19 protein-coding genes are annotated in these 24122 nt (G+C 53.7%); all 19 read left to right on the top strand.

Annotated elements, in window-relative coordinates; all coding sequences use genetic code 11:
• Nucleotides 1-18: 18 nt before the first annotated feature.
• The 19 genes from tssH (at nucleotide 19) to ACOTZD_RS00750 (ending at nucleotide 24121) form a co-directional block, all read left to right on the top strand.
• Entirely contained in the window at nucleotides 19-2634 is a 2616-nt protein-coding gene (gene tssH, locus ACOTZD_RS00840) for a type VI secretion system ATPase TssH (RefSeq protein WP_032658917.1), read from the top strand.
• Between the two features lie 24 nt (nucleotides 2635-2658).
• A complete protein-coding gene (locus tag ACOTZD_RS00835) occupies nucleotides 2659-4092 on the top strand; it encodes a serine/threonine protein kinase (RefSeq protein WP_045617713.1) in 1434 nt (477 codons plus the stop codon).
• 25 nt (nucleotides 4093-4117) lie between these two features.
• The gene (locus ACOTZD_RS00830; protein WP_174401954.1) at nucleotides 4118-5584 is read left to right on the top strand and encodes a phospholipase; all 1467 of its coding nucleotides are present in this window, start codon (nucleotides 4118-4120) and stop codon (nucleotides 5582-5584) included.
• 11 nt (nucleotides 5585-5595) lie between these two features.
• Nucleotides 5596-6342, top strand: a complete 747-nt coding sequence (locus ACOTZD_RS00825) for an ankyrin repeat domain-containing protein (RefSeq protein ID WP_032628406.1) — start codon at nucleotides 5596-5598, stop codon at nucleotides 6340-6342.
• A gap of 52 nt (nucleotides 6343-6394) precedes the next feature.
• Entirely contained in the window at nucleotides 6395-6811 is a 417-nt protein-coding gene (locus tag ACOTZD_RS00820; protein WP_023314301.1) for a hypothetical protein, read from the top strand.
• An 84-nt stretch (nucleotides 6812-6895) separates the two neighbouring features.
• Nucleotides 6896-8854 carry a type VI secretion system Vgr family protein gene (locus tag ACOTZD_RS00815; RefSeq protein ID WP_048240619.1) on the top strand — a complete coding sequence of 653 codons (1959 nt, stop codon included), beginning with the start codon at nucleotides 6896-6898 and terminating at the stop codon, nucleotides 8852-8854.
• A gap of 21 nt (nucleotides 8855-8875) precedes the next feature.
• Nucleotides 8876-9946: a PAAR domain-containing protein gene (locus ACOTZD_RS00810; RefSeq protein ID WP_023324835.1), complete on the top strand. Its 1071-nt coding sequence runs from the start codon at nucleotides 8876-8878 to the stop codon at nucleotides 9944-9946.
• A 24-nt stretch (nucleotides 9947-9970) separates the two neighbouring features.
• A complete protein-coding gene (locus ACOTZD_RS00805) occupies nucleotides 9971-10417 on the top strand; it encodes a hypothetical protein (protein WP_023314298.1) in 447 nt (148 codons plus the stop codon).
• Between the two features lie 14 nt (nucleotides 10418-10431).
• Nucleotides 10432-11505: a hypothetical protein gene (locus ACOTZD_RS00800; RefSeq protein WP_023314297.1), complete on the top strand. Its 1074-nt coding sequence runs from the start codon at nucleotides 10432-10434 to the stop codon at nucleotides 11503-11505.
• 482 nt (nucleotides 11506-11987) lie between these two features.
• Nucleotides 11988-12071 carry a hypothetical protein gene (locus tag ACOTZD_RS00795; RefSeq protein WP_230246519.1) on the top strand — a complete coding sequence of 28 codons (84 nt, stop codon included), beginning with the start codon at nucleotides 11988-11990 and terminating at the stop codon, nucleotides 12069-12071.
• Nucleotides 12072-12280: 209 nt separating this feature from the next.
• Nucleotides 12281-13351, top strand: a complete 1071-nt coding sequence (tri1, locus tag ACOTZD_RS00790; RefSeq protein ID WP_047653768.1) for an ADP-ribosylarginine hydrolase Tri1 — start codon at nucleotides 12281-12283, stop codon at nucleotides 13349-13351.
• An 80-nt stretch (nucleotides 13352-13431) separates the two neighbouring features.
• Nucleotides 13432-13812 carry an immunity protein Tsi6 family protein gene (locus tag ACOTZD_RS00785; RefSeq protein WP_022651396.1) on the top strand — a complete coding sequence of 127 codons (381 nt, stop codon included), beginning with the start codon at nucleotides 13432-13434 and terminating at the stop codon, nucleotides 13810-13812.
• Nucleotides 13813-13850: 38 nt separating this feature from the next.
• On the top strand, nucleotides 13851-14951 hold the full coding sequence (gene tri1 / locus ACOTZD_RS00780) for an ADP-ribosylarginine hydrolase Tri1 (RefSeq protein ID WP_032634185.1): 1101 nt from the start codon (nucleotides 13851-13853) through the stop codon (nucleotides 14949-14951).
• A 159-nt stretch (nucleotides 14952-15110) separates the two neighbouring features.
• On the top strand, nucleotides 15111-17033 hold the full coding sequence (locus tag ACOTZD_RS00775) for a type VI secretion system Vgr family protein (protein ID WP_174401952.1): 1923 nt from the start codon (nucleotides 15111-15113) through the stop codon (nucleotides 17031-17033).
• Complete coding sequence (locus ACOTZD_RS00770) at nucleotides 17026-17523, top strand: hypothetical protein (protein WP_072204174.1); 498 nt, start codon at nucleotides 17026-17028, stop codon at nucleotides 17521-17523. Before ACOTZD_RS00775 ends, ACOTZD_RS00770 begins: the two co-directional genes overlap by 8 nt.
• 63 nt (nucleotides 17524-17586) lie before the next feature.
• The gene (locus tag ACOTZD_RS00765; protein ID WP_023324831.1) at nucleotides 17587-18153 is read left to right on the top strand and encodes a hypothetical protein; all 567 of its coding nucleotides are present in this window, start codon (nucleotides 17587-17589) and stop codon (nucleotides 18151-18153) included.
• Between the two features lie 3 nt (nucleotides 18154-18156).
• A complete protein-coding gene (locus ACOTZD_RS00760) occupies nucleotides 18157-19233 on the top strand; it encodes a hypothetical protein (protein ID WP_023324830.1) in 1077 nt (358 codons plus the stop codon).
• A 76-nt stretch (nucleotides 19234-19309) separates the two neighbouring features.
• Nucleotides 19310-19750 (top strand): DcrB-related protein, encoded by a 441-nt coding sequence (locus tag ACOTZD_RS00755; RefSeq protein ID WP_023314292.1) that lies wholly within the window; start codon nucleotides 19310-19312, stop codon nucleotides 19748-19750.
• Between the two features lie 3 nt (nucleotides 19751-19753).
• The gene (locus tag ACOTZD_RS00750) at nucleotides 19754-24121 is read left to right on the top strand and encodes an RHS repeat-associated core domain-containing protein (RefSeq protein WP_234903198.1); all 4368 of its coding nucleotides are present in this window, start codon (nucleotides 19754-19756) and stop codon (nucleotides 24119-24121) included.
• The last annotated feature ends 1 nt before the right edge of the window (nucleotide 24122 follow it).

The raw sequence follows: 24122 nt of genomic DNA, 5'->3' as shown, positions 1-24122 counted from the left end.
TTGTTAATGGAAACTAACATGTCAGAAATTAGCCGTGCCGTGCTTTTCGGCAAACTGGATACGCTGTTATTTACCTCTCTGGAAAGCGCGACTGCCTTCTGTAAGCTGCGCGGCAACCCGTACGTTGAGCTGGTGCACTGGCTGCATCAGCTGATGCAGCAGCAGGATGGCGATCTGCAACAGGTCATCCGTCACTTCGCCCTTGATGAACAGCAGCTGACGCGCGATATCGTGGCGGCGCTGGATGCCCTGCCGCGTGGCGCGAGTTCCGTGTCTGATCTTTCCGAGCATATCGACAGCGCCGTCGAGCGCGCCTGGGTCTACGGCTCGCTGAAGTTTGGCGTCAGCCGCATCCGCGGCGGCCATTTGCTGATCGGCATACTGAAAACGTGGAATCTGGCTAACGTGCTGAAAAGTATTTCGGCGCAGTTCACACGTCTTAACGTTGAGGTGCTGGTCGAGCAGTTCGACGCCATTTGCGCCAGCAGCAAAGAGAGCCAGCAGGCCGCCGCCGCTGCGGACGCGCCTGCCGGGGCAGTACCGGCTGCGCAGGGCACGCTGGCGCAGTATGGTCAGGATCTGACGGCGCGCGCCCGGGAAGGCAAGATTGACCCGGTGGTGGGGCGCGATGAAGAGATCCGCCAGATGGTCGATATCCTGATGCGTCGTCGCCAGAACAACCCCTTGCTGACCGGGGAAGCCGGCGTCGGGAAAACCGCAGTGGTGGAAGGGCTGGCGCTGCGTATCGCCGACGGCGACGTGCCGGAGCCGCTGCAAAACGTTCAGCTGTGGCTGCTGGATATCGGCATGCTTCAGGCCGGAGCGGGCATGAAAGGGGAATTTGAGGCGCGCCTCCAGGCGCTGATTAACGAGGTGCAGTCCAGCGCCACGCCAATTATTCTGTTTATCGATGAGATCCACACCCTGATTGGCGCAGGCGGACAGCAGGGCACCGGCGATGCCGCTAACCTGCTCAAGCCAGCCCTGGCGCGCGGGCAACTGCGCACCATCGGCGCGACCACCTGGGCGGAATACAAAAAATACATTGAGAAAGATCCTGCGCTGACCCGCCGCTTCCAGACCGTACAGGTTCACGAGCCGGATGAAGCGAAAGCCGTACTGATGCTGCGCAGCACCGTGTCGCCGCTGGAAACCCATCATCAGGTTTTACTCCTCGACGAAGCGGTCAGCGCGGCGGTGAAACTGTCGCATCGCTATATCCCTGCGCGTCAGCTACCGGATAAAGCGGTGGCGCTGCTGGATACCGCCTGCGCGCGCGTGGCCGTCAGCCAGAGCGCGCCGCCTGCTCAGCTGGAAGACTGTCTGCGTCACCTGGCGGCCCTGGACGTGGAGCTGGAGATTGCTGAACGCGAAGCACGCGTGGGGGCGGGCGATCCGGCGCGTGTGGCGACCTTAACCGCCGAACGTGACGCATTCGAAACCCAACGCGAAGCTCTGGCCCGTCGCTGGGAAGAAGAGCGCACGCGGGTGCAGGAGATTATCCGTCTGCGTGCCGCGCTGTTTGCGGCGGGAGATGAGGATACGGCTGAACTGCGCGGCCAGCTGGCAGAACAGCAGCAGGCGCTGAAGATCTTACAGGGTGACGAACCGCTGCTGTTTGCCGCGGTGGATGAGAACGTGGTGGCTGCGGTGGTCTCAGACTGGACCGGGATCCCGCTGGGCCGGATGGTGAAAAATGAGATTGACGCGGTGCTGAACCTGGCCGACACGCTGAACCAGCGGGTTATTGGTCAGCGTCACGGTCTGGATCTGATTGCCCGTCGGGTAAAAACCTCGCGGGCGAAGCTTGACGATCCGAACAAACCGGTCGGCGTATTCATGCTCTGCGGGCCATCCGGCGTGGGTAAAACCGAAACCGCGCTGGCGCTGGCAGAGTCGCTTTACGGCGGCGAGCAGAACGTCATTACCATCAACATGAGTGAATTCCAGGAAGCGCACACCGTTTCGACGTTAAAAGGTGCGCCTCCGGGCTATGTGGGCTATGGTGAAGGCGGCGTCTTAACCGAGGCCGTGCGCCGTCGTCCCTACAGCGTGGTGCTGCTGGACGAAATTGAAAAAGCGCACCCGGACGTGCACGAGATCTTCTTCCAGGTCTTCGACAAGGGCTGGATGGAGGACGGCGAAGGGCGTCACATTGATTTCCGTAACACCATTATTATTCTGACCTCTAACGTCGGCACCGACCTGATCGCAGCCATGTGTGCCGACCCGGAACTGATGCCGGAGCCTGACGCGTTAAGCGGCGCCCTGCGCCAGCCGCTGCTGGAGGTGTTCCCGCCTGCACTGCTGGGCCGCCTGCTGGTGGTGCCGTATTACCCGCTGAGCGACGAGATGCTGGGGCAGATTGTGCGTCTTCAGCTCAGGCGCATTCAGCGTCGTCTGGAAGAGAATCACAACATTATTTCTGAATTTGACGACAGCGTGGTCGAACAGATTGTTCAGCGCTGTACCGAGGTTGAGTCGGGCGGGCGTATGGTGGATGCGATTCTGACCAATACGTTGCTGCCTCAGATGAGCCAGATTTTACTTACCGCCAGCCGCAGCGACCAGCAGTACCGACGTCTGCATGTCACCTGCGAGCAGGGCGAGTTCCACTGTCAGTTTGCCGCGTAATAATCATCAAGAGAACTGTAAAAGATGACGGATAATGATAACAATCGGACTGTCCCAAACGCGCTCCCGGTCGGGTACCGTTTCAATGAGTTTGAGATAAAAGAGGTGATTGGCGGCGGCGGATTCGGCATCGTCTATCGCGCCTGGGATCACCAGCTCGAACGCACTATCGCTATCAAAGAATTTATGCCTTCCTCCCTCGCCGTGCGCGGCGAGGATATGACGCTGGTGCTGCGCAGCGAGCGCTTCGGCAAAGCGTTTTCTGCCGGTCTGAACAGCTTCATCCAGGAAGCCCGCCTGCTGGCGCGCTTTAACCACCCGAACCTGCTGCACGTACTGCGTTTCTGGGTGCAAAACGACACGGCCTATATGGGGACGCTGTTTTACAGCGGTACCACGCTGTCGCGTCTGCGCGAAGAGAAACCGGAGCTGATTAACGAGGCGTGGATCCGCCGCATGCTGCCAATGCTCTTCGGCGCCATCAAAACGATCCACGACGAGGGTTATCTACACCGCGACATCTCGCTGGATAACATTCAGATTCAGGATAACGGCCTGCCGGTGCTGCTCGATTTCGGATCGGCGCGCCGCACCATCGGTAATCTCTCGGATGAGACGGAAACCATGCTGCGTCCGGGCTTCGCGCCTATCGAGCAGTATACCGACGACAATGAAAGCGAGCAGGGGCCGTGGACGGATATCTACGCGCTCGGCGCCGTATTGCGCACCCTTATCGTCGGCTCACCGCCACCGGTCAGCGTGGTGCGTTCGATTCAGGACACCTGCAAACCACTGGTGGAGCTGATGCCGCAGGGCTATTCCATTCCGCTGCTTCAGGCCATCGACAAGGCGCTGGCGCTGCATATGGAAGACCGTCCGCAATCCATTGAGGAGTTTGCGGCGCTGATCGAGATGCCCGTCGCCGGTATTGACGAGGTGTTGACCGCGAAGAAGACCGGCACGATGCTGGTGCCGGTGGAAAAGGAGGCATCTGCTTCCGCGCTGGACTGGCGACGTTACAAGCTTCCGGGGCTGGTGGCCGCGGGCGTGCTGGTTGGGGTGGTTGCCGGTGCGATGCTGTTCGGCGGCGGCAGTCAGGAAACGCCAGAGCAGACGGCGCAAACCCCTGCCGTGAGCCCTCCGGCTGAGACCTCATCCCAATCGGAAACCAGACCGGCAACGGCAGACGTGAGCGAGCCGGTAGCGCCACCTGCTACGGCGCAGCAGAGTGCGCCGCCTGTCGACGCCAGCCCGGTCGCGCTGGTCTACATCCGCATGCTTGATGGCGAGACGCTGAAGGTGAACGGCGAGTCTAAAGCGCTGCGTCCGGGGAATAACGGTTACGCATCGCTGAAATTGCCTGCGGGCGAGACCCGCATTGAACTGGAAGGCAATGGAAGAACGCGTACCCAGACGCTGGATATTGCGAAGCCAGGCACCTGGCTGGTGAATCCGTAAGCCTGCGGGTAACAGGACGGAGCGAATGTATAACATCAAGTTTGTCTATCTGTTCCACGAGAACGTCTCGCCAGCGCTGTTTGCGAAAATAATCCGCCCGTCCGTTGCCGGACAGTGGATTATGTCGGTTCCCGACCATTCGCTGCGCTCACTCTTCACGCGCTACGATCTGCTGCGCACGATCACCGGTGCGAATCCTTATCAGTCCGGGCGCGATACCCGTACGCTGATCGCGCAGGATTTAGAGATGGGCAGAGTGGTTGCCATTGACGAAAGTTTTCGTGACTGGTCATCAGTAACGGAAATTTTTTATATCAACGCCAAAGGGCAACTCCAGGCTGCCTCGCTGGTCGGCCTGGGCTGGTATCCGGTGAGTACAATTGTTGACCGCTACGAAACTATGGTGAGAACGTACGGATCTCGCCCTGCGCAAACGGTTCTGCCAAAACAGGTGGTGAAATCTAAAACGGCACAGGTGCCGGATGAACCTACTCCGGGCAAGGACGGTAAAACCTATGCCGGGCAGCTTCAGAAGATGACCAAAGCAGAACGCTGGCAGGCGCGTAAAGATCTGATCGCGAAGGGGAGCAATAGCCTTTATCCGGATGCCCAGATCGCCGCGAAACGTCTGGCGGCGAATAATATCGCGGTGGAAAAAGCGAAGCTTGCGGAAAATATTTATAAGACCGTGAACCCGCTGGAAACCACACCGGGCGTGCCGGAGGGATGGACGGATATCAGTAATGACGATGCGCTGTTAGGAAAGTTCGGGCTGAACAAATCCATGCTCTTTGACGATGATACGTCCCCCAATTTTCTGGCGCGCGTCTATCAACCGAAGCCGGAAGTGTTTGGTGCAGATATGAACCCCACGCTGGTATTCAGGGGATCGCGCGAGCCTGGCTTCGCCTCTCTGTCTGAGAATGTCTCCTCTCTACTGACCAAAGGGGAACTGGCGCCGGTGGTAAACGGGGCTGACTGGTCGAATAACTTCTCACAGGGCATGGGTATGGCTTCAGATTATTATAAAAAGGCCGTGAGTATCGGTAAGGAGCTGGCAAGGTCAGGCCAGAATATTGATATTGCCGGTCATTCCCTTGGCGGTGGTCTCGCCTCTGCAACCTCTATGGGCAGCGGGAAAGCGGGGTGGACGTTTAACGCCGCCGGCCTCAATGCCGGAACCGTAGAAAAATACGGCGGTAAGATATTAGGCAGTACGGATAATATCCAGGCGTATCGGGTTGAAGGTGAACTGCTGACGAAGATTCAGGAAGTTAACCCCTGGGAAGATCTGAAAACGATGAAAGGGCATGTCCCTTCGTGGATCCTCAAAGAGGAAATCTCTGCGCTGAGCCCTAATGCTGCCGGAATACCCCATGACCTTCCCGGTGGAACCGGAAGTGCGCTGGACCGCCACGGGATTAATCAGGCGATTGATTGCATAGAGCAACAGAAGGATGAGGATATTTCGATAATCGGGAGTCGATTGTGAAAAAAGGGTTGATGGCTTTTGTCGCGTTATGTTTTTTATTCATGATTCAGGGGTGTAAGCAGGATATGGACCTTAATCCACAGGACTACTTCAGCGGTCAGCAGCTTGAACTGGCGAAAGCGATTGAAGAAGGCGATGTCGACGCGGTGAAGACGCTTGCACCAGACAGCGATCTTAATAAACCGGGAAAGCAGGATATGACCCTGCTTTTTTGGGCCATCGGCAACGCGATTAATGATAAAAAGACATCGCCCCATTTAAAGGTGATTACGTTGCTTGTTAAGGCTGGCGCAGATCCGCTCCAGCCTCGACCGCAGGGAAAAAGCAGTCCTGCCGAATTTGCCCTAAAGGGAGACAGTGCGGACTGGATCGACGCGATGCTGGACGGTGGCCTCTCACCCAACGTGAAAGATAAGGTTTTCCACGAACCGATCGTCTTCCAGTCGCTTAAAGCGAAAAATACAGAGACGCTGGAAGCCATGCTCGATCGCGGTGCTGACGTCAACTCAACCAATTCACTGGGTAAAACGCTGGTGTTTGATGCGCTGGATAACCAGGCTTACGATCATGTCTTGTTGCTGCTCGATCGTGGAGCGGATCCGTCAATTAAGGCCAAAAATGGCTGGTCGATGAGCAATGCGCTCGCGGACGCGCTTAATGGACTCGAGCGAGGCAGTGAGCAATACGAGAAATTAAACGAAATAAAAGAGAAGCTCATCCAGAAGGGGGGCGAATGGCCACCCGCGCCGGTTAAGTGATTGCTCAACTGTCATGAACGCCAGAGATAAGGTTTTCGATTTCTGGGGATGCATGGATGCCCTGGCCGTTGTCTTATATTGTGCCCAGTCCATGCGGCATGACAAGATCCCTTTTATTTCCGATATACACGCCTTCAGTACGGTTGTGAACACGCTGTCTGCTGGTGGGTATAGCGCTCTGGTTATTCTTTTCTTTATTCTCGATTTTTTGTTGTTGCTCTCTTTTATTGCCTCAGCATGGTGCTTCTTCGCCCGGAATTTATACGCGAGCAGACTGGCACTCTACCAGGAAATACTGCGTCTGGTTGGGTTTCGCTACTCAGTTTCCCTTTTTCCCCTCGTGTTAAGTTTCACGGGCGTGATGAATGTCTGGCTAAATGGATTTTTATTCATTTTGTCAGAGTTTCTGAAAATCTATTCCCTGTGGATTTATAAATATGAAGGGGAAAGGCCCCCGGTTAAAGAGTAAGACGGCCAATAACCAGAACATTCACGTTTAAAAAAGCCTTGCGTTAAAAATATTCTCAGCATAAACCATTACGGAATAAAGATTATGCTCAACCGAATTACCGTCCAGCTCCCGGCCGAGGGGCTGCTTTTCTGGAAACTCTCCGGCCGCGAGGCGATGTCCGAGTCGTTCGCGCTGACGCTGACCCTGCTCGGCACGGATGCGCGCATTGACCGCAGCAGGCTGCTCGGTCAGCCGGTCACAGTGACCATCCCCACGCAGAGCCTGCTTACTCCCCGCTTTATCAACGGCAAGGTGACGCGCGTGGCGGTGAGCGCCGTTGAGCTGACGGGCACCCGCTACGCGGTGTACCAGCTGACGGTGGAGCCGGACCTGTGGCCGATGAAGCGCGACCGCAACCTGCGTATCTTCCAGGGCCAGACGGTGCCGCAGATTGTCAAAACCCTGCTGGGTGAGCATCAGGTTAACCTCGAAGACAAGCTCACCGGCAGCTACCGGGTGTGGGACTACTGCGTGCAGTATCAGGAATCGAGCCTGGACTTCATCAGCCGCCTGATGGAGCTGGAGGGGATTGCGTACTACTTCAGCCACGAGGCCGACAAACACACCCTGGTGCTCACCGACGCCGCCACCCAGCACCAGCCGTTCAGCGGCTATGAGGTCATTCCTTACCACCAGACGCCGTCCGGCGGCAGTACGGATGAAGAGGGCATCAGCCAGTGGGCGCTGGAGGATAGCGTGACGCCGGGGATTTACAGCCTCGATGACTATGACTTCCGCAAGCCGAACGCGTGGCTTTTCCAGGCGCAGCAGAACCCGGCGTCACCGAAACCGGGCAGCATCGACGTGTACGACTGGCCGGGTCGCTTTGTGGAGACAGGGCATGCGGAGTTCTACGCCCGCATCCGTCAGGAGCGCTGGCAGGTGGAGCATCAGCAGATTCAGGCGACGGCCACGGCGGCGGGCATTGCGCCGGGCCACATTTTTACCCTCACCAACGCGCCGTTCTTCAGCGATAACGGCGAGTATCTGGTGACGGCGGCGGGCTACCATTTCGAGGAGAACCGCTACGCGAGCGGTGAGGGGGAGACCATTCACCGCACCGATTTCAGCGTCATTCCGGCGTCGGTGTCCTACCGTCCGGCGCAGAGCACGGCGTGGCCGCGCACCTACGGCCCGCAGACGGCGAAAGTGGTGGGGCCGCAGGGGGAGAGTATCTGGACGGACAAATATGGCCGCGTGAAGGTGAAGTTCCACTGGGACCGCCTGGCGAAGGGCGATGACACCAGCTCCTGCTGGGTGCGCGTGTCGAGCGCCTGGGCGGGCCAGGGCTACGGCGGGGTGCAGATCCCGCGCGTCGGCGATGAGGTGGTGGTGGACTTTATCAACGGCGACCCGGACCGTCCGATCATTACCGGTCGCGTGTACAACGACGCGAGCATGCCGCCGTGGGCGCTGCCGGCTGCCGCGACGCAGATGGGTTTTATGAGCCGCAGTAAGGATGGCCACAAAGATAATGCCAATGCCCTACGATTCGAGGATAAGGCTGGGCAAGAGCAGATCTGGATTCATGCTGAAAAAAACATGGACACCGAGATCGAGAACTGCGAGACACATGACGTAGGGGTAGACCGTAAAAAAATTATCGGCCGGGATGAGCACGTAACGGTTAAGCGTAACCGGGACGTGAACGTGGGGGCGAATTCAACCAGCAACACGGGTAATCAGCACAAATTCAATGTAGGTAAAAACCAAACCGTATTGACTATGGATAAAGAGGGAAATGCTCTGCTGGAAGCGACAACCTCGATTAAGTTAAAGGTGAATGATAACTACATTCTTATCACGCCATCGACAATTGAAATTATCGTTTCCGAAGGGACACTCAAGGCTGAGAGTATTACTGTGGCATCCTTCAAAGGGACGGAGTTGACGAAGTTAGGCGGCGGAATAAATGCCGAGATGAAAGCTAATGATACTCTTCATCTCAATGGTACAAACCTGACAGATATTAAAGGCGCTGTTGTTAAAATTAACAGCTAATATGTAGAAGGATTTTTGAACATGGGACAGCCTGCCGCCAGAGCGACCATAGATGTCAGCGCACATTCGGGGCCAATACAGTCGGGAAGCCCGGACGTCATCATCGGTGGTTTTCCCGCCGCTCGAAAGGGTGATACGTTATCCTGCTCGACGCACGGCAGCGGTATTATTGTGGGGGGCTCCGGTACTGTCTTCGTTAACGGTATGCCACTTGCACGTCAAGGAGACAAGACGAAGTGTGATGTTAGCGGCTCACCGGCACCTGCCATACCGAAAGCAGCAGCACCTCAATATTGGGGGGGCACGCTGGCGAAAAATGCCGGCGAAGATGGGATGATGCACGGCGAACATTTTGATGCTCGTGTTCTGGGTGCGTACGCCAGCCTCGAAGATAAAAACCTCAACGGTGATTTTGATACCGCTTCAGCTGGTTTTGCGTTGGCGGATATTACAATTGGGAATATGAAAAGTAAGGATCTGCTACGGGCAGAAATGCGTAATAAACTCGCCGTCGCCAATGCGACGGGGTCTCTGTATGGTGGCGGCAACGATATTTATGGCTTGAATGCGAATGCCGCTGCGACAGGTGAACAATACGGTGGTTCGGTTGCTGCGGGTAAAGAAGGAACGTTGTATGGTGGAGTATCAGGGGATGTAACTATTGGTACAGCAGAAGCTAAAGCCGTATTAGAAGTTTATACCGGCAATGATGGGAAGTATGGTTTGACTGCTGACGCCGGTGCGGAAGCGAAAGGAGTGAAAGGCGAAGTTTCGGGTAACCTTGATATTCTGGGCATCGTTTCCGGAGAAGCAAAAATTGACGGTAGCTTTGGGTCTGCTGGTCTCGCGGGAGGTGGAAGCGCTTTCTGGGACACTAAAGATTATTCCGTTAACGTCAGGGTGACTGGTGGGGCTGCAGGGCTTGTAGGGCTTAAGGGTGATGCAAGTCTGAAAGTGGCATTTAAGCCTATACTGGATTTCTTTGACTATTTGTATGGCGAAGAGGATGAGCCAGCCGTCACCTCTGTTCTGACAGAAAGCGGGGATGGGACAATTATTACCGGGTGTGTTACTGTTTTGATAGGCGATTAAGGGATGTGAGAGGACAATGAAATAATGAAATGGGCTGGCTTAACGATTTTTATTTTAATCACTTTGATCTATATCTGGAATGGAAAAGATCTGTATACAAAAGAAGAATGGCGTGGCTTTGGAATAAAATTCATTTCAGTACTGATTGGTGCATTTGTATTGGTCATTGTTTTGGTTGGCTTTTCTAAGTTCATCCCGTTGCTTACCAGAGAAACTGCACGGTCATTATCAGTAATAATACCAGCTTCCTTTATGGCAGTGCTTCTGTCGAAGTTTTTTGTCGTGATGTTGAATAATATTTTCGATATTATTATGCGATTCCACAAGCGCTATAACACTGCAGCAAACTATACAAAATTATTATCACTATCTGGTAAGTATGGGGCAAAATTACGCCTGGTAGTAAAGTGTCTAGCCTCGTTAGGCTGTATCTTAATGTTCTATGGTATCTGGTTTGGCAGCACTGTCTGAGTTGAAGAGGTTTTATGAACACTGGTAATAATTATGCTTTTCCCATCGTCTCAACCGCAAGCAATGAAGAGATTAAGGCGAACTACTGGAAATGCCTGTATACCTCTGCTGATAAAAAAATGCTTCAGTACTGGGTGATTTTGCCAAATCGTGTTAAGCCAGCTGAACTGACCCCGCAGCACCTTCCTGAGGTCGGCTTGACTAACTTGGGTCGCTATGCCACCGATGATGCGCAACCCTATATGGAAGTTTGGGCCGCTTATGAACGCTGTCAGTGGGAGATGAATCCCTCTGATTGGCTGTTTAATAAACTGGAACTGATGGGCGAAAAAGTGTTGAATCAGCGCTTGATTGCGCATCCTTCCGGTAGTGGCCTTTTTGCAGATGTGCTAACTCTCAAAACGCACTCGTCCGGCGACGAGGTCATTTCACGTTATACCGTACAGAAAGATTACAATCCGCAAGAAGGAGGCGGAAATTATTTCCTGATTAAAGCGGCCTGTGCCGCTCGCGACTACCCTGCGCTGGCGAATGATATTTACTTTACTGTAGTGAACTGGGATTTACTGCATCGTAGTAACTTGGTTCTGGCTGAACTGCTTAAGACCGTGAACCTCAGTGCTAAAAACAGCAGTGGATTTAAAGTACCGGAATCCTGGCAGGTGAATCCCCTTACAGAAACGCGCCTGGTGGTCGAGCACTCGTTTGATGGCATTAACTACGGTGTCATTAATCTTTGCTTTTTTTCGCAGGAGATGTTGTTTACCGCGCAGGATGTTTTTAGCGTTTCGATTAAACGGTTTCACGATCGAGAACCTGCCGTTACGCTTAAGACTGAAGCACTTGCTACTATTCCAAATGAGTTTAATCCATCCCTCGGAAAAACACTGTGGACATGCCGGGGGGAAATGTTCAGCGCAGAGGAAGAAATGCGCGCTGTTTACCAGTGCTATATTTTTAGCGTGGGCAAAGTCTGGTGCTATGCAGAACTGATTGGCAGACACCGTAACTATCATGATTACCACTTCGAGGCGAATAAACGCTGCCTCGAAATCATCCTGTCAACATTCCATATAGAAAATGTCTAATCTTTGACTCGATATTCAGGACAAATTCATGCGTACGCGTAGCTTTTCTTTTTTTAGATGATCGGTGACTTTGTCGGTTTCCCTGCCCTGTCAATATCATCTCCACCATAAACCGTCACTATCAGGAGTCGAGCCTGGACTTCATCAGCCGTCTGATGGCGCTGGAGGGATTGCTATGCCGATATCCGTCAGGAGCGCAGGCAAGTAAGTCGGGCATCAGAAAATTCACACCACCACGGCGGCAGTGGTTACGCCAGAGCACGCTTTCAAAGATTCTTTCAAGTGAAAAGGATATATTTAAGTTGGATCATGAGTAAAGAAAATTATACCGCGCTGGATTATATCAATGATGCTATTGATGCAATTAATAGTCGATTAGAGAAATATCCTACATTTCTTTATATGTTATGGAGAAGAATCAGTAAGATTATATTAAATCTATTCTCATTGGTGTTGAAAAATATAAAAGTAAATTACACACATTGAATCTCGGAGTGCTTGCGTCCAAAGAGTTTGATACTACTGATGACGAAATTTCTCAGCATTGTCCAATGCTAGGTATATAGCTTCGCAAATGGTACAAGGATTTAAGATTATTCTTCCTCATGAGCAAGGCGTAGAATACTTAAAAAGGCAAAAAAGATATCGCAAGTGATGCGCAGTGTTTGATTACAATCTCCCTTCTTCAAATTAATCAAAGGTTTTTTGGTAAGAGAAAAGATGAATAATGGTCTGTCATATGACCCCCCCTGTTGCTCTATTTAAAGGGTGTGTGATGCAAGATCTTCACAGTAAAGACTCAGTAATCAATCATTATGCCGATCGTTATCAATGTTATATGCCAATTGATGTCCGTAATGGATTAAGAAGCAATAGTATAGATGCGTCGAATTCATCTCTCCCATGGGATGTAACATTACCTTTAGTCACGACTGAAGATGTTTCACGTGATAAAGCGCTTGGGGCGTTTGTGGGATTGGCTGTTGGGGACGCCGTCGGCACCACTCTTGAGTTTAAGAAAAGAGACAGTGAACATGTAGCAGATATGATTGGTGGCGGGCCTTTTCAATTAAAACCTGGTGAATGGACAGATGATACGTCCATGGCATTATGTCTGGCAGAGACTTATCTTTCAGAAAACAGAATGCACACCGATGTGCTTAGAAAATATATCCTGAAATGGTATCTTGACGGAGAGAATAGCAGTAATGGTCGGTGCTTCGATATCGGCAATACGACGCGGTTCGCGCTTGAACAGTATATGCGTGTCGGACCTTCCTGGTATGGTAATACAGAGAAACACACTGCTGGTAATGCTGGGGTTATTCGTCAAGCACCGGTGTCTATCTTTCGTCGAAAATCACTGCGTGCGATTTACTTCGAATCACAGGCTCAGAGTCGAGCAACGCATGGCGCGGTAGAATCAATTAACGCATGCCAATTTCTCGGATTGGTATTGCACTATTTAATCAACGGTTATCAAAAAGAAGAAGCTTTTTCGCCTCATGTTTTCCCACTGTGCGCGCGTGTAATGATCATAAACGCGGGTGAGTATAAGCACAAAACTCGCGACCAGATTCGTTCAAGTGGTTACGTTATTGATACGCTTGAGGCCGCGATGTGGTCCGTATGGAATACGGATAATTTCCGTGATGCCATTCTGCTGGCAGCCAACCTTGCCGATGATGCTGACAGCGTTGCGGCGACGGCGGGACAAATAGCGGGGGCGTTGTATGGTTATTCCGCTATCCCGCAGGACTGGAAAGATAAACTCGTACAACACGAACGTATTGCCACAATGGCGGGTAAACTATTCGATAGAGCACCTGAGGATAATTTTTTATAGTTAGAATTACCAAGGGTAAGCGAGGGCATATGATGACTTGCGATCAGGTATGGAATTTTTAGTTAACTGAATCTACTGCAATGAATGAAATGACAATGTTTGGTTACGTTGATAGAGCATTAACTTTAGCACAGAAAAGATATGCAGACGTCAAGAATCGTGATCCCCAATCCCCGCTTTTGCAAATGTACGACTCTATTGTACAACAATTATTATTTCTACGGGATTTAATCGAAGGCAAGGAAAAGGATAGAGCGAAATTATGGGATATGACGTTCGGTATGTATGCAGGGAAGGAGTTTGATCATTCTGATGAGTTGTTTTTTGAAAGGTTGTCAGATGCCTGGTTTATTGTGGATCAAATCCGCCGAGGGTTAAAGGTTAGGCTGCCGCATGAGGTCGATACCAACTATAATAAAAAGAAACAAAACCTCATGAAGAAATTCCCTGATGAATTTTAGTATTTCATATGAATAATATTTTTTATTATGGGTGAAAGGTGATTGACTTACATGCTGATTTAAATGCCTTGTTAAAATATGTTGATAGATATCGTAAATACTTACCCATTAGCAGACCTTCAGTCCAGCGAAGGATGCAGTATACGTATGATAATAAGCCATTAGAGTCATCCTCAAATAGTGATGTACAAAAACAATGGGATTTACCACCACCATGTAATATCTCACTAGCGCAATCACGGGATCGTGCGGTAGGTACGCTTATTGGTCTTGCTGTTGGAGATGCTGTAGGTACGACGCTCGAATTTTTGCCTCGTGACAGAGCATACGTCAAAGATATGACAGGAGGTGGGCCATTTCAACTTCGTGCAGGCGAATGGACGGATGATACATCCATGGCATTATGTCTTGCGGAAACGCTTCTTGAGAAAGGCGATGCTGATACTATATGTTTCAGGAATAAGCTTCTGGAATGGTATCAGCATGGTTATAACAGTTCAAATGGCGTCTGTTTTGATATAGGTAATACAACGCGATTTGCTTTAGAGCAATATTTAACAATTGGCCCAGGATGGAGCGGCAATACTGCTCCAGAAACTGCGGGTAATGCTTCCATTATCAGACAAGCCCCTGTCTCTATTTTTTTTAGAAAGTCATTAAGCAAAGCGTTTTATGAAGCTAAAAAACAATGTATCGCAACACACGGTGCCGCGGAAGCAATCAATAGCACGCAGTATTTAAGTTATTTGCTTGTGCATATGATTAACGGTAGCAATAAAGATTTTGTTTTTTCTCCGCACGTTATGCCGCTTCAGCCACGCGTAATGATTATCAACGCGGGTGAATATAAGCAAAAAACTCGCGATCAGATTCGTTCAAGTGGTTATGTTATCGATACGCTTGAAGCCGCGATGTGGTCCGTATGGAATACGGATAATTTCCGTGATGCCATTCTGCTGGCAGCCAACCTTGCCGATGATGCTGACAGCGTTGCGGCGACGGCGGGACAAATAGCTGGAGCATTATATGGTTATTCCGGTATTCCGCAGGAGTGGAAAAACAATCTTGTACAACATGAACGTATCGCCAAAATGGCTGGTGAATTGTTCGATAGAGCCCCCGAAGACACTTTCTTATAACTGTTTATCTCAATGAAACTACAGGAAAAGTAGTTTTATTTTGTGGCAAGCGAAGTCAATCTTACAGCTACTCATTATCACATCAACGGCGTTTCCGCTTTGCATACTGAGATGAGTTAACTTCTGGCACTGAGATTCGTCCATAGTGGAATAAAGATTATGCTCAACCGAATTACCGTCCAGCTCCCGGTTGAGGGGCTGCTCTTCTGGAAACTCTCCGGCCGCGAGGCGATGTCCGAGTCGTTCGCGCTGACGCTGACCGTGCTCGGCACAGACGCGCGCATCGACCGCAGCAGGCTGCTCGGCCAGCCGGTCACGGTGACCATCCCGACGCAGAATCTGCTGACCTCCCGCTATGTTAACGGCAAGATTACCCGCGTGGCGGTGAGCGCCGTGGAGCTGACGGGCACCCGCTATGCGGTGTACCAGCTGACGGTGGAGCCGGACCTGTGGCCAATGAAGCGCGACCGTAACCTGCGTATCTTCCAGGGCCAGACGGTACCGCAGATTGTCAAAACCCTGCTGGGTGAGCATCAGGTTAACCTCGAAGACAAACTCACCGGCAGCTACCGGGTGTGGGACTACTGCGTGCAGTATCAGGAGTCGAGCCTGGACTTCATCAGCCGCCTGATGGAGCTGGAGGGGATTGCGTACTACTTCCGCCATGAGGCGGACAAGCACACCCTGGTGCTGACCGACGCCGCGACGCAGCATCAGCCGTTCAGCGGCTATGAGGTCATTCCTTACCATCAGACGCCGTCCGGCGGCAGTACGGATGAAGAGGGCATCAGCCAGTGGGCGCTGGAGGACAGCGTCACGCCGGGGATTTACAGCCTCGACGACTACGACTTCCGCAAGCCGAATGCGTGGCTGTTCCAGGCGCAGCAGAACCCGGCGTCACCGAAACCGGGCAGCATCGACGTGTACGACTGGCCGGGTCGCTTTGTGGAGACAGGCCATGCGGAGTTCTACGCCCGCATCCGTCAGGAGCGCTGGCAGGTTGAGCATCAGCAGATTCAGGCGACGGCTACCGCTGCGGGCATTGCGCCGGGCCACATCTTCACCCTGACCAACGCGCCGTTCTTCAGCGACAACGGCGAGTATCTGGTGACGGCGGCGGGCTACCATTTCGAGGAGAACCGCTACGCGAGCGGTGAGGGGGAAACCATTCACCGCACCGATTTCACGGTCATTCCGGCGTCGGTGTCCTACCGTCCGGCACAGTCCACGGCGTGGCCGCGCACCTACGGCCCGCAGACGGCGAAAGTGGTGGGGCCGCAGGGGGAGAGTATCTGGACGGACAAATACGGTCGCGTGAAGGTGAAGTTCCACTGGGACCGTCTGGCGAAGGGCGATGACACCAGCTCCTGCTGGGTGCGTGTGTCGAGCGCGTGGGCGGGCCAGGGCTACGGCGGGGTGCAAATCCCGCGCGTCGGCGATGAGGTGGTGGTGGACTTTATCAACGGCGACCCGGACCGTCCGATCATTACTGGTCGCGTGTACAACGACGCGAGCATGCCGCCGTGGGCGCTGCCGGCTGCGGCGACGCAGATGGGCTTTATGAGCCGGACAAAAGACGGTTCCGTGGACAACGCCAACGCCCTGCGCTTTGAGGACAAGGCGGGCGCAGAGCAGGTGTGGATCCAGGCCGAGCGCAACATGGACACCAGCGTTAAAAATGATGAAACGCACACCGTTGGCGGCGCGCGCAGCCATTACGTGAAGAAAAATGAGCTGCATCGCGTGGAGGCTAATCAGATCCAGGCCGTGAAAGGCGGAACCGAGATCCTGACGGGTAAAGGCAAGCTGGATGCGGCGGTAGAGCAGTATGTTATTGCTTCCGGGACGAAGCTGCGGCTGGTCTCGGGTGAGAGCGCCATTGAACTCAACGCGAACGGCAAGATTAACCTGATCGGCAAAGAGTTTAACTTCTTTGTCGAAGGGGATGGGTATATCACCACGGGCGGTAAGCTGCATCTGAACACGTCGGGAACCAAGCCGGGCACTACGGCGCCGGGATCGGGGCATAAAGGGGATATTGATGCGGCGGTGCAGGCGAAATTTACGCCAAAAGATGAGTAAGGCCGGTGCGGTACTTATCGCATTATTAACGACGGGAATGGCTGAAGGAGACGCTCAGAAAAAGGATCTTTGGATGTTCATTTCCGGGATGAGCGCATCGCTTAAGACGTTATCCGTTACAACCCTTAGTAATGCGCCGTTATCGTTTAAGATGACCAGGCAAAATGAATATATCAATTTCTACAATGCCGACGATATCAAACTCGCCGATGGGACGAACATAACCGCAATTGAGTTACGTTTAAGCAAAGATAACGACGGCATGGCGCCTTTACTAAATTTTTCACCCTCCTCAGGTCAATGCATAACGCTTGATACCGTTAAAAAGCGCTATCCGCAGTTGAGGTTAACTGATTATCCGCGCGGCCGTTCGGAGAACGAAGTGACCAGCTATACAGCCCGAAAAGATATGAATGGACAAAAGGTGAGCTTCAGTTTCACCGTGAAAAATCCTCACTGTCTGGGTTCAGTCGTCATTAGCGCAGACTAAGAAATACTGCACTCATGTCCTGGCGGTTTCTTCTGGATGATAATTGCAATACACATTCAATAAATGACGATTAACGTGAAAAAACACACGCCGACATTTCTTTTTTCTGCCCTGATGTTTACCTGTCTCGGCAGCAATGTGGTTTTGGCTCAGGTGATGCCTCCCGTTCTGACAAAACGGGATTTTTCTGTGCAGATCAAAGATCAGCCTGTCGCATTGGGCGACCGATGGTCTCCTGATAGTGCCGGTAAAATTGATGTGCCGTGGGAAGGAAACTTTGTCGGTGAGGTTCCTTTTGACGGAACGAACTATAAATTCTACCAGCATCAAAGGGCTGGGTTAGAAATATTCAGTTCAAATCTCTGGTGGGATAAAGCTGAACGAAGCGTTGATGATTATATCGTGTCGCAGATTACGCTGACTGCCGAAGACTTCGCAACGCCGCGGGGTGTCCATGTGGGTTCAACAACCAGAGAGCTGAACAACGCATACGGCAATGGCCTTGTTGAAAATGATTCCGGGACCCAGTGGGTTTCCTATGCGTTGGGTAAAAAAGTACTCTCTTTTGAGATGAAGGGCGGCAACGTTGTGAAAATAACAATGAATTACGATAATAGTTCTTCAGAGTAAATTATGCCCAATAAATTTTTAGCACCCGCATTGTGCGCGGCTTTATTGGCTGGTGTCGTTGAAACCTCTACGGCACTTGAATTATCGCAGTACAATAAGCTCAATACGGTTAGTCACATTGTTAACGACAGTGAAGTGACAGACAATCTCAGGAAGACGCTGGGAAATCATTACCAGACCTTTATTGATAACTTTGATGTCTTCGGTGAACCGCATACCACCACAGGTGGAGGATTGTTTGTCGAAGGCTGGCTAAAGGATCTCTACCAGGAGAATGCGTCAGCGCTGGTCATCGATCCTGACGGCAAAATCTTTGCGGCCTGGGTGGTTCCGGAGTCGGACGTCATTCATTACCAGTCTTCTGATAATAGCCCGGTTATTCATGCCGATATTCAGCAATGGGCTGCCAGATTCAATGCTATGCATTTTGCAACGAACATCCAGGCAGGTCTCGCGTTTGACGGGGACTGGGCTGGCGAATTCGAGAACGACTCGACGTTAACACTGCGGTTAGCTGAATCAGGCAACCGGATCACCGGCTCTTATTGCTATATCTCCCAGAGAGGAAACCGCATAGATTGCCCTAAAGATGATGAGCAAAATCTTAGCGGTACGATCGCTGGCAATCGTGCCAACGTTGAGTTCAACTCATCATTTGGCGGCGTAGGCGGTCGGGCTGTTCTGGAAATAAAGGGGAGTGAGATGGAATGGCGTTTAGTTACTCCTCCTCAAAAAGGAAATTATTATGCTCCGCAGCGTTATACGTTACGTAAAGCCGCTTCGGTTCAAAACGCTGAAACCAGAAAACTGGACACCGAAAGGTTCGCTATTTCTCTTATAAATAAGTGCGGTCATTTTGATAGCGAATGTGACCAGATGGTCTATCTCGGCGTGCGCAAAAGCGATAACAGTACGATCTCCTTAAGGGGAAAAACGTTGCACGACTCCGCAGGTAAAATAATCGGCTCAACGTACAAGAATGGCGAGACCGTTTACACCGTAACGTATGCACCTGTGAAATTGGTTGTCAGCAAAGGCAGTCATGTTTTAGTCGAACAGTCAGGCCAGTGGCTTAAATAACTATACAGCCAGCCAAAAGGCCAGCACGGATTGGCCTCTTTTGTTTCTCACAATATTAATCATCCCGAGTTCACTTATGAAATACACCCTCCAGGAAGGTTCCTTTACCCTTTTTCCTGCCGCCTGGCAGGACAACAGCATGAACATCATTCGCGATGACGAAAGCGGGCTGTCCGTGGTAGTCAGCCGCGGCGTCATCCCGGATGGTAGCGATTACGAACAAGAGTTCCACCGTCAGTGGGAAGTCCTGCGCCCTCAGATGGGGGAGATCGCCCAGAGCGAATTTCAGCACGTAAAAGCCGGGCCAGACGGAAACATTAGCGGACTGGAAGTTGAGACCACCTTTGACCGTAACGGCCAGCGCCTGTGGCAAAAACAGCTGGCCGTGCAGACGCCGGGCAAACCGGTACTGATGATTTTTACCCTCTCGGCCTTAAAAGCCTTTACGGAAGAGGACGAGGCGCGCTGGAGCGCACTGAAGCAGAGTCTGACGCTAAACGACAACCGGAATGTGTAAGGCATGAGCGATAACAACGCGGCCCGTAAGGGCGACGAGATTATTCACTCCAGCATTTTTGCTGATATTACCAGCATTGTGGCGGAAGGTGCCGCCTATGCGGTGATTGGCGCGGCGGTGGGCGCGGCAGCGACCGTCGCGGCCCCACTGCTCGGAGCCGGGGCCGCAGCAGCAGGCGTGGCGGCGATTGGATCCAGCTGTCTGTTGAGCGGCATTATTGGTGGGGTTCTGGCGAACGTCGCCGGGATCACCGACGATATCAGCAACGCCGCTGAAGGATTAGGCAATGCGCTTTTCCCGCCGTCGCCTGCGGGTAAAATCACCACCGGTTCGAGCAATGTTCTGACAAATAAACTTCCCGGTGCACGCGCCGCCGGGACGTTAACGCCTGCCGATACCCCGTCCCCTGAGCCGCAGTCGCCGGGCAGCTTTGCCGACTACGCGGGTATGCTGCTCTCCGCTGCCGGACAGTTTGGCAGCGAAATGTGGCAGCCGAGCGTTGCCTCAGCCGCCGCAGGGACCTCGCCGCTGGAAGAAGACAAGGTGGCGTGTGATAAACACTCCGGGCCACAGTATCTGGCGGAAGGCTCCAAAAGCGTCTTTATCAACGGGCAGCCCGCGGTGCGTGCGAAAGATCGCACCACCTGCGAAGGCACCGTTTCCGACGACGTCTCCCCGAACGTGATCATCGGCGGCGACACCCTCACGGTCCGCGATATCAAAAGCGGTAAAACGCCGGGTCTGGCGTTGGGGATGATTGCGCTCTCCCTCCTGCGCGGGCGTCCGGGCAAGATCCTGAAAAACATGCCCTGCGCGCTGGCTGCTGCCGGTGGCGGGATGCTGGCTGATATGGCCGTCAACGCCGTGTTCGGCTCCTCGCACCCGGTTCACGCTGCTACCGGCGTGAAGGTGCTGAATGACGACGACGAACTCGATTTCTCGCTGCCGGGGCGCTTTCCGCTGCGCTGGCAGCGCAGCTACAACAGCCTGACCACCCGCGAAGGGCTTTTCGGTCTGGGCTGGGCTACCACCTTTGACAGCTATCTGACGCTGGAAGAAAACAATGCCACCTGGTTCGATGAAACCGGGCGCGAGCTGAGCTTTGAACTGCCGCCGGTCGACCGCGCGTTTTACAGCATTAGCGAAGGCATCATTATCCGCCGCAATGAGAGCGGCGACGTGGCGATAGCCGACGATGACGGCGCGGTGTGGCGTCTGTATAAACCGACCCGCGCTAACCCAGCCATCATGCGCCTGGCCTCCCTCAGCGACGAATACGGCAACGCGTTGCTGACGGAATGGGACGAGCACGGGCGGCTGGTCGGACTGCACGATGAGCCGCGGGCGATCGATGTCACCCTGCGCTATGACGATGAACGTTTCCCGCAGCGCGTTACCTCGGCGAGCCATTTTGACGGCAACCAGACATGGCCGCTGATGCAGTGGGGGTATGACGCGCGCGGCCAGCTGGCCAGCGCAACGGATGCCTCCGGCGTGGTTACCCGTGAATACCGTTATAACGATGATGGCCTGATGGTCTGGCACCGTCTGCCGGGCGGGCTGGAGAGCGAATACCGCTGGCAAAAATTCGACCACTGGCGCGTGGTGGAAAACCGCACCAGCACCGGCGACGGCTGTCGCTTTACCTATGATCTAGCCGCCGGGCTTACGACCGTCGAACACTACGACGGTCAGACGCGAAAGCATTACTGGAACGCGCAAAACCTCATTGTTCGCTACGTTGACGAGAGCGGTGAGAACTGGCGCTACGAGTGGGATGACAACGAACTCCTCACGCGTCGCATCGATCCGCTGGGTAATGCCGTTACCTTCGTCTATGACGACATGGGCAACCGGGTGCAGGAGATCGACGCCGACGGCAACACCCGCACCACCACCTGGCTGGAGCACCGCGCGCTTCCGGCGGCCATTATCGAAGCTGACGGCAGCGCCACCCGGTTCTGGTACGACGAACATCACGGGCTGAAGCGCGTGGTGGACCCGATGGGGCAGACCACGCTGCTGCGTCGGGACGAGTTTGGTCAGGTTGTGGAAGAAGTCGATGCCGCCGGGAACAGCCGCTACCAGGAGTACAACGAGGCCGGGCAGATGGTGCGTGCGACGGACTGTTCGGGCCGTGTGACACAATACCGTTATCATCCGCTGGGCTGGCTGGTGGCTGAGACAGCCGCCGACGGTGAAGAGACTCGCTACCGCTACGACGCCGCAGGGCGTCCGGTGCAGCTCGACCGACCAGAAGGCTGGACCGAGTCGCTCAAATGGAACGAACGTGGCCTGCCGGTGAAGCATGCGGGCGCCGATGGGAAAGAGAGCGAGTTCAGATACGACGAGGCAGGGCGCTTAACCGCCACCCGTAATACGCAGGGTGAAGAGGTGCGCCGCCGCTGGGACAGCCGCGGGCGTTTGATTGCCCTGGAAAACGAAAACGGCGAAGCGTATCAGTTCCGCTGGGGCGCAGACTCGCTGCTGCTGGAAGAGGTGGGGCTTGATGGCGTGGCCTCGCAGTATCGCTATGACGCCTGCGGGCGTACGATAGCGCGCACCTTTGCCGCCGGACATCCGGAGGCCATCACCCATGCTTTCGCCTGGAGCGCGAGCGGCCAGCTGGTCGCCCGCACCACGCCGGAAGGGCAGACCCGCTACCACTACACCCCGTCCGGCCTTCTGAGCCGGATTGGGCTGCATCCCGCACTTTCAGCCGATGCCTGGAGCGCCGAGGCCGAGCAGGAGCTTGTGTTTGAGTATGACGCGCTCGGGCGCGTCACGCGCGAAGCTGGCGAGCACGGTGAGCTGGCGTGGGAGTATGACGCGCTGGGCAACCGCACCTCCGTCACGCTGCCCGATGGCCGCGAGCTGAAGCAGTTCTACTACGGCAGCGGGCATCTGCTCAGCATTGCGCTCGATAAGCTGTCGGTCTCCGACTTTACCCGCGACGAACTCCACCGGGAGACCAGCCGCACCCAGGGGCTGCTGACCACCCGCAGCGAATACGATCGTCTTGGCCGACTGCATCGCCGGGACGTCTTTACCGGCAATGCGCAGCGCCCGTCGCCGCGCCGCTGGTCCCGCCGCTGGGATTACGACTATCGCAATAACCTGGTCCGCGAAGAGCGGGACGATAACCCGTTCAGCTGGTACCGCTGGCAGTACGACAGCGCAGGCCGGCTGCTGGTTCAGGACGGCACGCTGCCCGGCCAGGAGCAGTGGCGCTGGGATGCAGCCGGTAACCCGCTCGAAGGATCTGCTGAGAAGGTCACGCACAACCGCCTGACGCAGCTGAACGGCATTCGCTGGCGTTATGATATCCACGGCCGCACCGTGGAGAAGGATAACGGCCAGACGTGCTGGCACTACCGCTACGACGGCGAACATCGCCTGACGGAGGTCATCAGCCAGCCGCGGGACCGCAACAGGCCGCAGACGCTGGTCAGCTTCCGCTACGATCCGCTCGGGCGACGCATCAGCAAAACGCGCCGCCAGATGCTGGGCGGCCAGCCAACCGGTAAGCCAGTCACCACGCGGTTTGTCTGGGAAGGGTTCCGGCTGTTGCAGGAAGTGCACGGGGATGTGCCGCTGACCTACGTCTACAGCGATCAGGACAGCTACGATCCGCTGGCGCGTATCGACGGCGTTGATGCCCCGGAAATCTTCTGGTTCCACTGTCAGCCCAACGGCACGCCGGAGCGGATGACGGATAGCGAAGGACAGGTGCGCTGGGAAGGGGTAAACAGCGCCTGGGGCAAGCTGTTGCGGGAAAGCGAAACGCAGGTATCAGGATATTCTCAGAACCTGCGCATGCAGGGTCAATACCTGGACCGTGAGACAGGGCTGCACTACAATCTGTTCCGGTATTATGACCCGGACTGCGGACGATTTACGCAGCAGGACCCGATAGGGCTGGCGGGAGGGATTAACCTTTACCAGTATGCGCCGAATGCGCTGGGGTGGGTGGATCCGTGGGGGTTAAAATGTGGTTTTTCTCAAAAAGATCGTATAACACAAAGATGGGTGGATAGATTAACAGGGAAAAAACCCGCTGATGTTCATAATATTTTGACATCCAAAGGTTGGACGAGAACATATCCACAAGCCAATAAACCAGGAGCTATCCAACATATTCAATATGTCAAAACAACAAAATCAGGTACTACGTACAAATTAGATTATCATCCCGGAGGGACTCCAACTCAACCTAATATTCATGGTAATGATTACTGGAAAGTTTATCGCGAAGTTGATGGTGCTGATGTAGTATATGGGAGAATTGGTCATGGAGAGTTTAAAAATTATGATTTAATAACCGATTCACCTGTTTATGTTGACGGAGTTTTACTTAATGGGGGGGTATAAA

This window comes from Enterobacter cloacae complex sp. SHL022 (assembly GCF_049237785.1).
GTDB lineage: Bacteria > Pseudomonadota > Gammaproteobacteria > Enterobacterales > Enterobacteriaceae > Enterobacter > Enterobacter hormaechei_C.
This window is presented reverse-complemented; position numbering and strand designations above follow the sequence as displayed.